This window comes from Streptomyces sp. DSM 15324, from assembly GCF_001514285.1.
GTDB lineage: Bacteria > Actinomycetota > Actinomycetes > Streptomycetales > Streptomycetaceae > Streptomyces.
This window is the reverse complement of sequence record NZ_KQ949030.1, coordinates 1-11,313: the sequence shown is the minus strand read 5'-3', so window position 1 is coordinate 11,313 and position 11,313 is coordinate 1. Positions and strand designations below refer to the sequence as shown.

10 protein-coding genes and 2 pseudogenes are annotated in these 11,313 nt (G+C 70.9%); 4 read left to right on the top strand and 8 right to left on the bottom strand.

The annotated features are described in order from the left end of the window. Positions 1-49 precede the first annotated feature (49 nt). From AQJ58_RS24395 to AQJ58_RS24370, 6 genes and pseudogenes are all read right to left on the bottom strand, one after another. A pseudogene (locus tag AQJ58_RS24395) lies at positions 50-605 on the bottom strand (IS5 family transposase); the annotation flags it as partial. Positions 606-821: 216 nt separating this feature from the next. Further along, a complete protein-coding gene (locus AQJ58_RS24390) occupies positions 822-1,283 on the bottom strand; it encodes a hypothetical protein (protein WP_067253537.1) in 462 nt (153 codons plus the stop codon). 179 nt (positions 1,284-1,462) lie between these two features. After that, on the bottom strand, positions 1,463-2,167 hold the full coding sequence (locus AQJ58_RS24385) for a helix-turn-helix domain-containing protein (protein WP_067253536.1): 705 nt from the start codon (positions 2,165-2,167) through the stop codon (positions 1,463-1,465). A 224-nt stretch (positions 2,168-2,391) separates the two neighbouring features. Continuing rightward, positions 2,392-3,615: a tyrosine-type recombinase/integrase gene (locus AQJ58_RS44695; protein ID WP_234360269.1), complete on the bottom strand. Its 1,224-nt coding sequence runs from the start codon at positions 3,613-3,615 to the stop codon at positions 2,392-2,394. 492 nt (positions 3,616-4,107) lie between these two features. Continuing rightward, positions 4,108-5,199, bottom strand: a complete 1,092-nt coding sequence (locus tag AQJ58_RS24375) for a sensor histidine kinase (protein WP_107122158.1) — start codon at positions 5,197-5,199, stop codon at positions 4,108-4,110. Positions 5,200-5,237: 38 nt separating this feature from the next. Further along, positions 5,238-5,914: pseudogene (locus tag AQJ58_RS24370) on the bottom strand (response regulator transcription factor). A gap of 250 nt (positions 5,915-6,164) precedes the next feature. Here AQJ58_RS24370 and AQJ58_RS43920 point away from each other — a divergent pair. Genes AQJ58_RS43920 through AQJ58_RS41320 form a run of 3 tightly spaced genes read left to right on the top strand, consistent with a single transcriptional unit; the run spans position 6,165 to position 7,631 of the window. Next, positions 6,165-6,581 carry a hypothetical protein gene (locus AQJ58_RS43920; protein ID WP_234360268.1) on the top strand — a complete coding sequence of 139 codons (417 nt, stop codon included), beginning with the start codon at positions 6,165-6,167 and terminating at the stop codon, positions 6,579-6,581. Next, on the top strand, positions 6,578-7,039 hold the full coding sequence (locus AQJ58_RS24360) for a nucleotidyltransferase domain-containing protein (RefSeq protein ID WP_067253528.1): 462 nt from the start codon (positions 6,578-6,580) through the stop codon (positions 7,037-7,039). The genes AQJ58_RS43920 and AQJ58_RS24360 overlap by 4 nt, the downstream gene beginning before the upstream one ends. Before the next feature lie 16 nt (positions 7,040-7,055). Continuing rightward, the gene (locus tag AQJ58_RS41320; protein WP_079079159.1) at positions 7,056-7,631 is read left to right on the top strand and encodes an alpha-isopropylmalate synthase regulatory domain-containing protein; all 576 of its coding nucleotides are present in this window, start codon (positions 7,056-7,058) and stop codon (positions 7,629-7,631) included. 74 nt (positions 7,632-7,705) lie between these two features. On the opposite strand, the gene AQJ58_RS24355 is transcribed toward AQJ58_RS41320, so the two are convergent. Next, a complete protein-coding gene (locus tag AQJ58_RS24355) occupies positions 7,706-8,701 on the bottom strand; it encodes an Lrp/AsnC family transcriptional regulator (RefSeq protein WP_067253525.1) in 996 nt (331 codons plus the stop codon). Between the two features lie 127 nt (positions 8,702-8,828). On the opposite strand from AQJ58_RS24355, the gene AQJ58_RS24350 reads away from it, so the two are divergent. Continuing rightward, entirely contained in the window at positions 8,829-10,301 is a 1,473-nt protein-coding gene (locus AQJ58_RS24350) for an MFS transporter (protein WP_079079158.1), read from the top strand. Positions 10,302-10,630: 329 nt separating this feature from the next. Here AQJ58_RS24350 and AQJ58_RS24345 read toward each other — a convergent pair whose 3' ends face one another. After that, a complete protein-coding gene (locus AQJ58_RS24345; protein ID WP_067253522.1) occupies positions 10,631-11,245 on the bottom strand; it encodes a hypothetical protein in 615 nt (204 codons plus the stop codon). Between the last annotated feature and the right edge of the window lie 68 nt (positions 11,246-11,313).

Here is an 11,313-nt window from a genome sequence, read left to right as displayed (position 1 = left end):
CTGCCGATCTTGGCGTCACAGCCGAGCAGCGGCGCGTATCGAGTCGTGATCATTTGGTGGTCTGGGTGAGGTCTTTGATCCAGATCATCGAGGCGCGCAGGTGGAGGCCGGCGAGGTAGCTGTCTGGGGTCTTGTCGTAGCGGGTTGCGATGCCTCGCCAGGCTTTGAGCTTGTTGATCAGGCGCTCGACGGTGTTCCTCTCTTTGTAGAGGCCGGTGTCGTGGCTGACGGGTCGGCGGCCCCTGGTGCCCTTCTTCTTCTGGTTGGCGGCCTGGTCCTTCTTCTCCGGGATCACTGCCGTGATGCCGCGTCTGCGCAGGTGCGCCCGGTTGCCGCGGGAGGAATAGGCTTTGTCGGCGGCGACCGCGTCCGGCCGGGTGCGAGGGCGGCCGGACGGGACCGCGGACCCGTAACTTCCCCAGCACCGGGATGAATTGCGGGCTGTCGGCGGCCTGGCCCGCGGTCAGCACGAACGCCAGCGGGCGGCACTTGCGGTCGGCGGCGAGGTGGACCTTGCTGGTCTGCCCGCCCCTGGAGCGCCCCAGGAGGGCGGCCTTCAACCTCAGTTTTCGCCGCCGCCGGATGCGTCGTCGCTCTTCCCGACCGGGATCCACTTCGGCGTCCTGGACGTCTTGTGCTTCGAGGCTGCCCCCTTTGACCTGGCCTTCTCCGCCTCGGTGGCAGAAAGTCCACCGCCACATCGGGTGAGCAGAGCGGCACGGTGTGCGGCGGGCCGCCTGGCGGGTGGGCGGGTGGGCGGCACCCGCCCGGCGGCGCCGCCGCACCCGGTCCCCGCGGCACCGCCGCCCGGACCGGGGCGGTCAGATGTCGATGACCCGGTACGCGATGGTGTAGACGCCGCCGGACCCTTCGAGCGAGCGGTACTGGACCTCTGCGCCCGCCTCGCTGCCGGTGGCGAGCGTCGAGCCCAGCTTGTCGTCGGAGCTCGTGGTGTCGTAGTCCCACAGCGTCATGGTGCGGGCCTGCTGCTTGCCGAGGACGAGGGCCGCGTTGCCGTTGCCGTCCGTCATCGACCGCACGTAACCCGGGCCCATCGTCTGGTACTTGAGGCTGCCGGGCCACACCTTCACTGCGTTGCCGTTGGCGTCGGTAACCTTCAGATAGGCCTCGTCGTGATCGCTCTCGCTCTGCTGGTGGCAGGTCAGCTCCAGCAGCTCGATGCGGACGTAGTCGATCGGCTCGGCCCGGGCAGTGCCGGCGAAGCCGGCGACGCCGGTGAGCGAGAGCAGGGCGGCCGTGGCCACTCGAGCGATTCCACGCATGATGTCGGTTCCCCCTTGGATGGGTGTCGCCCCGCGTCGTGCTGCGGGGCCGTGCCGTCCCCCGGCACGCGAACCACCATGCCCGCCCGCCCGGCCCCGCATCTACGCGTGTTCCACTGAGCGGGACACGCCCTGGCGGTCCTCCGGCGCGGCCACCTGCCCGTTGCCGTGCGGGCCCGTCACCGGACCGCCCGCGCCCCGTTCCCGCCCCCGGGGCCGATGCCGGTGCCGGTGCCGGAGAGCGCGCGGGTGATGCCCGCGGCCGCCTCGGCGACCCGGCCCGCCACCACGTCCAGCCGCTGGCCCGCCTCCACCATCGCGGCCACCGCCCCCACCACGGCCCCCGCCGGGGACCGCACCGGCAGGGCGGCGCAGCACACCCCCGCCACCACCTCCTCCCGGTCCAGCACCGCGCCTCCGCGCACCGGGCCGCGCAGCGCCCTGCCCAACGCGGTGTCCAGCGCGAACGCGTCGCCGTCCCGCACCGGGACGAGCGGCTCCACGCGGCCCGGCACCGAACACACCGTCAGGGGCCGCTCATCACGCAGCACGGCCAGGACGACACTGCCCCCGGTCGCCGCCCGCAGCCGGTGCAGCGGCAGGCGGGCCGCCGCGCGCAGCCCCGGGTGCGGCTGCCACGCCTGGCCGAGCCGGTAGAGCTGGGCGCCCAGCCGGTAGCGCGGACCGCGGCGCTCGACGGCCTCCATGGCCACCAGTTGCTCCAGCAGCCGGTGCGCGGTGCTCTTGGGCACGCCGCACGCGACCGCCAGCTCGGTCACCCCCGCTTCGTCACCGTGCTGCCGCAGGGCCTCCAGCAGTGCGAAGGCCCCCTCCAGCACCCCTCGTCCCCCGTTCTTCGTGCGCACGTGTACGGCTGCGTCCATGACATCCCCCCAGATGGCGTGGCCGGCCGCGCCCCCCGAACAGCCGCGGCCCCGGCGCTTGGTGTTCCGCAGCCATGTTCCCCGGACGGGCGTACCGGGCGAAACCGTTCCGCCATGTTGCCCCGTATCCGTACCGCCCCCCCGTGTGCGGCGCGGCCGCACGTCGGTCCGGGCCCCGCAGCGTCGTGGAGAGCGTGCTGCGCGCGGGCCGTCGCCGTGGCGTCCTACGTACGCGCAGAAAGGGCGACGCCCTGAGCGTCATGCGGATCTGCACCCGCGCCGGCGCTTCGCCTGACGCTCACACAGCGCGCAGTCGCGGAGTCTCGGTTACGGCCGTCTCCTCGACCTCGACCACATCGGCGCTCGCGGCCGTCTGCTCGGCGGCGCCCGCGGGCGCCTCGTCGTGTTCGGCCTTGCGGTCGTCCAGGTGGCTCTTGAGCTTCATGCCCGCGTACACCAGCCCACCGCCCACGTCGCCGACACTGCGGCGACGCCCGCGACAACACGGGGTGACGCCGAGGTGACCCCAGAAGCCGCCAGTAGTTGATCTTGGGGGCGTCAGCCCCTCCGCCGGGCGGCGGGGTCGCGTTCGGCGACGTGCCGTGCAACGGCGTCGACACCGGGGCGGGCGTACCGCTCCAGGGAGCGGAGGGAGGCGTGGCGGGAGGGGCCAGCCGCATCGGGGTGGAGGTGCCGTCCTCGGCGTCGTGCGTGAGGGCGCTGTGGCGGAGCCGGTGGAGAGTCCAGCCATCCAGGTCCTCGATGTCGTCGGGTGAGGCGAGGGGGTTGGCCAGCAGCCGGGTGTTCTCCTCGAAGATCTCCTCGGCCCGGCGGTAGGAGAGCCGGGCCCGGCCGGTCTCCGGGCACACGTCGAGTGTCGGTGTTCCGGCCGGGGCCTTCCGCTCGGTGAGGAACAGCGGGCCGCGGGTGCGGCGGGCGATGAGGCGAGGCAGCAACTGGGCGGTGCCGGACTGCCAGTGAATCCACTCGGTCGCGCCGCCCTTGGCGGTGATCTTCCCGCGCTTGTCCTGCGGGTAGAGGTCTTCCACGTTCAGGCACAGCACCTCGTCGGCACGTGCGGCGGACTCGTAGAGCATCTTCCACTGCGCCTTCTCCCGCAGGGCGACGTCGAGGCGCCACAGGGCGGCGATCTGGTTCTCGGCCAGGGCCTTGGTGCGGTCCGGCGGCGCTGGCCGCCGCTCGATGCCGATCGTCGGGTCCCCGTCGATCCAGCCCTGGCGCTGCCACCAGCCGATCGCCTTGCGTGTGATGGACAGTTCCCGGTTGACGGTGTCGGCGTCCAGCTCGTCCGCCCGCGCTGCCGCCAGCTCGGCCAGGACCTCCGGCAGCGCCGGGTCGTCGATCGCGGCGACGGGGAAGACGGGCGGCTTCGCGCCCCGGCGGGCGGGTCCGGTCGGCGCCGCCTCGCCGGCGAGCATCCCCCCCATGTCGTCAGCGAGATCCGGTAGATCCGCGCGGAGGACTTCGCGATGCCCGCCCCGGTGAGGTACCGCTCGATGGCCGCGGTGTACGACGAGGGCGGGGCGGACAGGGGCACCACCCGGGCGGGCGGCAGGCGGGTCGCGCCCCCGCTGCCGAGTTCGGTCACTGGTTCGATCGCCATGGCCGTCCCGCCCTTCCGGCGCTGCCGCAGTAAATGCGTACACCTCGCCTGCGGCGGCCGGAGAGTCCGCCGCAGGTCGCGAAGATCACCGTAGGGGCTCTGTCGCAGTAAATCCGGCATTTAAGCGGCATCACCCTAACGCAGTGCCGCTGGCCCTCGCGCCCGGTCCAGCCCCGAGCATCACCCTGCGCTACATGTCCGTTCGCCGTAGCTATACGAGAAGAGGGCCGTATCGCCGGCCCAGGCTCCGACCACAGAACTGAGCGCCACGCAGTGCTAAAAGCCACCTGGCCGTAGCTATGCGAGAACAGCGCCGTCAGGAAAGGCAGGTGGGGAGGTGGAGAGCGAAATGCGCGCCACGAAGGCTCGGAGTGATCTTGAGGGTGCCGCGGTGGAGGGCGGTGATGTGGTAGGCGATGGCGAGGCCGAGGCCAGTGCCCCCGGTGTCGCGGGTTCGGGCGTCGTCGAGGCGGGTGAAGCGTTCGAAGACGCGTTGGCGGTCGGCCGGGGGGATGCCGGGGCCGTCGTCGAGGACCTCGATCACGGCCTGACGCTGCTGGGGGTCGTGACTGAGCCGGATGGTGATGGCGGTGTCGGCGTGGCGTTCGGCGTTGTCGAGGAGGTTGCCCAGTACCCGGGTGAGGAGGGCGGGGTGGCCGTGGACGAGGACCGGGTCCAGGGCGGAGTCGAGTTGCAGGGTCAGGTGGGTGGGCGGGTGGCGGCGGGCGACCTCCTCGCGTACCAGATCGGCGAGGTCTACTGTTTGCGCGCCGCGGTCCTCGCCTCCGCTGTCAAAGCGGGCCAGCAGCAGCAGGTCGGTGGCCAGGCGCTGCAGTCGCTGGGTGTCGCCCAGGGCGCCGTGGACCACTTGCGGCCAGTCCGCCTGTTCCGGGCGGGACAGGGCGATCTCCAACTCCGCCCGGAGTGCGGTGAGCGGGCTGCGCAGTTCGTGGGAGGCGTCGGCGACGAACCGGCGTTGCTCGTCGACCGCGGTCTGGAGTCGGCCCAGGGTGGTGTTCATGGTGTGGACCAGACGGGCGATCTCGTCTCCGGACCGGGGGAGGGGTACCCGGCGGGGTGAGCGCTGGGTGGCGAGTTCGTCGAAGCGGCCACGGATGGCTTCCACCGGGCGCAGTACCCGCCCTGCGGTGAACCATGTTGTGCCCGCTACCACCACGGTCAGTACGGCTACCGCGGTAACCAGTGACCACGCGGTGATTTCCACGCTCGGCGGCGCGTCCGGGCCGCTCGCAAGGCGCAGGGCCAGCTCCCGGCACTTGTCCGCGGACTGTGGTATTGCGTAGTCGTCGTCCGGGCTTACGAACAACCGCACCGCTGCTACGCACGCCCCGATGGCCAGGGCTGCTGCGGTCACCGATGCGGCGCGTAGGGTCAGCCGGGCCCGCATGGTCGTGGGCCGGAGCCAGTGCAGGAACCTGTGGGCTGTCACGCGGATGCCTGGTCGTGGTCGAGGCGGTAGCCGACTCCGCGGACGGTGTGGATGGTGCGTCGGCCGAAGGGAGCGTCGATCTTGCGGCGCAGGACGGAGACGTAGACCTCGACGATGTTTATGTCGCCGTCGAAGGCGTCGTCCCACACATGCTCCAGTACCTCGCTCTTGGCGACGACCTCTCCGTGGCGGCTGGCGAGCTACTCCAGGACGGCGAACTCCCGGGCGGTCAGGGCCAGTACCGTGTCCCCGCGCTGGCAGCGGCGGGCGGCGGGATCAACCTGTAAGTCGCCGATCTGGATGACGGCGGGGCGTTCGCGACGTCCACGGCGGACCAGGGCACGCAGGCGGGCGGCCAGAGCGATGTAGGAGAAGGGTTTTGTGACGTAGTCGTCGGCGCCGGTGTCCAGTCCCTCGGCCTCGTCGTACTCGCCGTCCTTGGCGGTAAGCATCAGCACTGGGGTCCACACCCCGGCCTCGCGCAGCCGGGCGCAGACCCGGAAGCCGTTCAGCCCGGGCAGCATCACGTCCAGCACGACCACGTCGTAGTCGTTCTCGACCGCTAGCTCCCACCCGCGCGGCCTGCCAGGTCCACTGCGAAGCCCTCACCGGCCAGGCCACGGCGCAGTAGTTCGGCTAATCGCCGGTCGTCCTCCACCACCAGTATCCGCATGGCCACGGAATGCCGCACCGCGGGTGAATCCAACCTGAAGTGCCACTTTGCGCTGGTCCCTCGCCCAGAAGATCACCCGCGACCTCAGTTTCCCGGCCGTGAAGTGGAATGGCCCCTCTCAGGCGATGGACGACGACACCCGTCGGGTCGCCGCCCGCCGCCTTCTGCACGACGACACCATCCGGACCGAAGACCGCCTGGCGGCCTGCTGTTGCTGCTCTATGCCCAGTGGCCCGCGGCAATATCCCGATTGACCGCCGCTCACTTCGAAGAGACGGAAGGAACGGTCCGCATCCGCCTCGGCGACATCGCGGTCACGTTGCCCGGCCCCGTCGCCGAGCTGGCCCTGAAGCAGGTCTCCGCTCGTCGCAGCCACGCGGTCCTCGCCCAGATCGACGCTCCTTGGCTCTTTCCCGGCGGCCAGCCCGGCCGCCCGATCAGCGCCTGGGCGATAGGCGAGAGGCTCCGCAAGCTCGGCATCCGGCTCGCGGACGCCCGGTCGACCGCCTTGTTCCAGCTCGCCACCGAGCTGCCCGCCGCCATCCTTGCCCGGACCCTCGGCATCCACATCAGCGTTGCCGTCAAGTGGCAGCGGGCTGCCGCCGGAGACTGGGGAGCATACGCAGTCGAGATCAGTCGCAGGCCCAAAACCCAGGAGCCCACATGACACACCACGCCGAACAATCAGCGAACCAACCCGCGATCTCCCAGGAGCGAGTCGCCGAAGTGCAGGAGGTCATCGACCGCATCACACGCTGGGCCGCCAACCGCCAGGACATCATCGGCCTGCTACTTGTCGGCTCGTACGCCCGCGATGCCGCGCGGCCTGACTCCGATATCGACATCGTCCTGCTCACGACAGACCAGCCTCAGTACTTCAACAACACCTGGGCCAACGAGCTCGCTCTCGGCGAGCTTGTCCGAACGCAATCGTGGGGGCCCATCACCGAACGACGCTATGCCACGCCCTCAGGTCTGGAAGTTGAGATCGGCATCGGCTCTCCGGAGTGGGCGCAGACAGACCCCGTCGACCCGGGCACACGTCGCGTCGTCACCGATGGCGCCCGCCCTCTGCACGATCCGGCAGGAGCCCTTGCCTTCCTGATCCAGGCATGCAGATCCTGACCATCCCGTCAGAGGCATTCGGACGGTTCCAATACCCGACTTCCGAACCACCTATATCAGCCCTGCCCTGGACAGCCCGGTCACTCTGGCCGCCTGGAACACCACCGAGCCCGTACCGGGCGAGCACCGGTTCACCTGTACGTTGCACGCCGACGGGCAGGAACACTCCTGCCAGGGCACCGGCAACGGACCGCTGTCCGCCCTGGCCGATGCCCTCGGTACCGTCGGCATCACCGTCGACATCCTCAGCTCCATCGAGCACTCCACCGCCACAGTCCCAGGCAGTCCAGCAGTCGCTTACGCCGAGTGCCGTGTGGGCGACGGCACTTGCTGGGGCGCGGGCTGGGACACCTCGATCCTGACCGCATCGGTCCACGCTGCGCCCCTTTCTCACCGTCGGCGCGCCGGACACCGCCGCTCACGTCCGTACCGTCTTCCCGATCCTGGGCAGCCCGGTCGGCTGCTCCATGTTCTCCAGACTTCGCTATGTCTCATGAGACAGATTTGGGCCGTCATCGGGGTCTCCCGCAGGATCAGCTCCTCTCGGAGCAGGCGATCTTGCGTAATCGAGAGCGTATTCCTCAGATCCTGAGGGCTCGTGGTCACCTGGCGGTGGTTCGTCGTGGTAGTCGAGCGCGCGGCCGACGACCGGAGCCGGGGCGGGGGTCAGGGCGTCCGCAGTGTCGCCGCGGCCTTGTACGTGCGCAGCACGGGGGCCGTTTCGATGTGCGTGACCGCCTCTCGCGCCAGGCGCCGCGTCAGGTAGGTGTGGAGCGCCTCCGCGTCCCGGCACAGTGCTTGGGCGACCAAGTTGGTCGGCCCGGTCGTCGCCGCCACTACAGCCAGTTCCTCGTGGCCCGCCAGCGCGGTGGCCACCTCGTCCAGGTGCGCCGGCGACATTTGCATCCACAACAGCGCCGACACGGTGACGCCCACCAGCGCAGGGTCCACGTCCACGTCGAAGAACAACGCGCCCCGCGCCCGTAGTTCGGTAAGCCTGCGGGCTACCGTCGACGCTGTCGTGCCGGTCGCCGCCGCCAAATCCGCGTAGCTTACCCGCGCGTCTTCGCGCATCGCGCCCAGCAACACCCGGTCCCCGTCGGTCAGCAGGTAGGGCTCTTCTTCGAGGGCCGCAGCGCGCCCGCCCGCGCCGGCTGTGTCCCATTCGGCGCGCAGCCGGGCCTGCTGGTCCTTGTCCAGGACGTTCACTCGGCCCCGCCACGCGGTCGGCCCGCCGAGGTAGGTGTGCAGCAGGTAGTGCGCGGAGACGGAGCTGATCCCGGCGGTGCGCGGGATGTCGCGCAGCAGCAGCGTGTGCGCGTCAGGACCGGACGGGGGTGTGTGGATGATCACCACGATCTCCGTGCCGCCGGACGTCAGCCGTACCCACGAGGTGTCCGGCCGGCGCGCGAGCGCCACGGCGATGTCGTGCGCGCTTCGTGACGCGGCCGTCAGCCGCACGAACCACTGGTGTACGCCCGCGCTGCGCGGCGTCGGCAGCGTTACCACTCGCAGCCCGGCCTGCGCGTACAGGCGTCGGTAGCGGCGGACGACGGTTTGCGTCGAGCAGCCGAGCACCTCGGCGATGAGCGTGAACGGCGCCCGCGCGTTCACCTGCAAGGCATGGATCAAGCCGCGGTCCACATCATCCAGCACGAGCATATCGATCAAATTAGCTGATCTGAATGGAAGTAAACGCCTATCACTTGCCAAGAAATGGAACCTTGCGCGGGTGGTTGGGCACGGTGGTCACCGGTCTGCCGCCATCGTCATCTCTGAGGGAGAACGCATGTCCCGCACTACCGGTGAACCCGCCACCCCGCCCGCCGCACGGCTCACCGCCTTCGGCGGCGCGCCGTACCGATGGCGCTGGATCGCGCTCGCCGCGCTCCTTGCCGCCGAGGCGATGAACTTCCTCGACGCCACGATCGTCCAGGTCGCCGCCCCTGTCATCCACACCGACCTGGGCGGAGCGGACGCCACCATCCCGTGGTTCAGCGCCTCCTACACCCTTGCCTTTGCCCTCGGCCTGCTCACCGGCGGCCGCCTCGGTGACATCCACGGCCGCAGGCGCGTCTTCTGCGCCGGGGTCATCGCATTCGCCTTGACCTCCCTGGCGTGCGCGCTCGCTCCCACCGCCCTCGTCCTCATCACACTGCGCGCTCTGCAAGGAGCCGCCGCGGCCGCGATCATCCCGCAGACGTTCGGGCTCATCCGCGCCATGTTCACAGGCCCCGAACTGTCCAAGGCCCTCGGCATGATCGGCCCCGTCATGGGACTGTCCGCCGTCGTCGGCCCCGCGCTCGGAGGGGTCCTCACCCATGCCGACCTACTCGGCGTCTCCTGGCGCGCCGTCTTCCTCGTCAACCTTCCCCTCGCCGTGGCCGTCCTGGCCGCCACCCCTTTTCTGTGCGAGGACCGCGCCCCGGTCCGCCCCCGCCTCGACCCGGTCGGCACCGCCCTGGCCATGCTCGGCACCGCCCTGCTGGTGTGCCCGCTCGCCACCGGCCACCCCGGGCCCCCCGCGTGGGCGACCGCCGCGGTCGGCGCCGCCGTCCTGACGGTGTTCGTCGCCCACCAGCGCCGCACCGCCCGCCACGGCAAAGCCCCGCTGATCGAACCCGCCCTGCTGCGCGGCCGCTCCTTCCCCGCAGCACTGGCCACATCCACGCTGTTCTTCGCCGTGATGAACGGCGTCATGATCACCATCGTCCTGCACCTCGAACTCGGCCTCCACGACGGGCCGCTCACCGCCGGCCTCACCCTCCTGCCCTGGTCCGCAGGACTGGCCGTCGCCTCCTGGGCGGCCGGAAGCCACCTCGTCCCCCGGTACGGCGGCCGCGTCATGCACGCCGGCATCGTCACCCTCGCCGGCGGACTGGCCGCCGCCGCATTCGCCTACAGCGCCGCCGCCTCCGACGCCTACCCGACGGCCCTCCCGTTTGCCCTCGCGCTGGCGGGGCTGGGCAGCGGACTGTTCACGCCGCCGTTCTTCACCACCGCGCTGGGGGCCGTCGGACCGCACGAGACCGGCTCCGCGGCGGGATTGCTCAACGCCGTCCAGCAACTCGGCGGAACCCTCGGCATCGCCCTCATCGGTGGGGTCTACCTCGACACGACTGGTCCCCGCGCCGCGGCCGAACACGCCCTCGGAGTGGCCGCTGTGCTCCTGGCCGCCACCGCGGCGGCCGCCGGCGCGATGACGGCTCGCCGTACCCGACCGGCCGTTCCCGCAGACGAGGCCCGGGATGAGGCAGGCTGACTCCGCAACCGCGAGGCTGTGTCCAACACGCAGTGCCCACAGGTAACCCACATTCCGGCATCCGAACTCGGCCGAATCGAATCGGGGGGACCGGGCAATTCGCCACCCCACACATCGCACGTCATGTCGCCGATCATCCCAGGCGCTCCAGACCCAGCCAGCTCAGGGATCAGCACGGCAACCGGCTTGTGCGAGCAACCCCGCAAACCTTCCCGGCCAGAGCACTAGGCGGGAGGGAGAGCGCGTTGAGCCGGCCCCGCCAGGGGCGGCCGCCTGTCGGGCCAGGGCGAGATGGGGGTGTCCAGGCCGCCGCTTTCGTACCCTCGGCCTCAGCCGCCTGCCACGGGCCTGGAGCCGATGGCTGCGCAGGCCGCCTTCTTCGTGGGGTAGCCGTCCGCCGGGTAGATCACCGGTCCGCCGAGTTCCCCATGGCTGTCGGCGGCGGAGGACTCGCCGCTGTCGGGCTGCGCGTTGGGGAAATAGCAGGCCGCGAACCGGGCCGGCTTGGGAGTCTGCGGCACTGTGCCCTGTGCGGGCCGGTTCCACATCCCGTCCCAGGCCGCCGCGCACGAACGCGCCGCGTCCTGCGGATCGAAGTCCTTCATGGCTTTGAGCGGCAGTTGACTCAGGTCCGCTTCGGGCGACAGTGTGCGAGCACACATGACATTGCGTCCGTTGTCGCCCCATGGCCCGAGCGTGGCCACGGCAGCCGTGGTGGCGCCCCCGAGGAGGGCGGCTGCGACCGCACCCACCATGAACAGATGCCGGCGCCTCCCGGAACCGGCCGTGGCAGGTGGCTGCTCGGTCCGTCGCAGGATCTCCTGCAGCACGGCCTGGCCGGCTTCGGAGACCGCCCAGCCGTCGGTTCCGTCGCCGGCGAGGCGCAGGGCACGGACGGCGGCGAGGTCGGGCGCCTGGCCGTGCTGGGTGACGGTCTGCTTCATGCTGACTCCCGCTGGGTGAAATGGGACTGGGAAAGAAGGTCATGGGCCGGTTGCGCATGGTCCGCACG

Excerpts from the sequence above, each read along its gene's own strand:
- AQJ58_RS24345 (WP_067253522.1), bottom strand. The coding sequence starts at position 11,245 with ATGAAGCAGACCGTCACCCAGCACGGCCAGGCGCCCGACCTCGCCGCC.
- AQJ58_RS24390 (WP_067253537.1), bottom strand. The coding sequence starts at position 1,283 with ATGCGTGGAATCGCTCGAGTGGCCACGGCCGCCCTGCTCTCGCTCACC.
- AQJ58_RS24385 (WP_067253536.1), bottom strand. The coding sequence starts at position 2,167 with ATGGACGCAGCCGTACACGTGCGCACGAAGAACGGGGGACGAGGGGTG.
- AQJ58_RS24350 (WP_079079158.1), top strand. The coding sequence starts at position 8,829 with ATGTCCCGCACTACCGGTGAACCCGCCACCCCGCCCGCCGCACGGCTC.
- AQJ58_RS44695 (WP_234360269.1), bottom strand. The coding sequence starts at position 3,615 with ATGGGGGGGATGCTCGCCGGCGAGGCGGCGCCGACCGGACCCGCCCGC.
- AQJ58_RS24355 (WP_067253525.1), bottom strand. The coding sequence starts at position 8,701 with ATGCTCGTGCTGGATGATGTGGACCGCGGCTTGATCCATGCCTTGCAG.
- AQJ58_RS24360 (WP_067253528.1), top strand. The coding sequence starts at position 6,578 with ATGACACACCACGCCGAACAATCAGCGAACCAACCCGCGATCTCCCAG.
- AQJ58_RS24375 (WP_107122158.1), bottom strand. The coding sequence starts at position 5,199 with ATGCGGGCCCGGCTGACCCTACGCGCCGCATCGGTGACCGCAGCAGCC.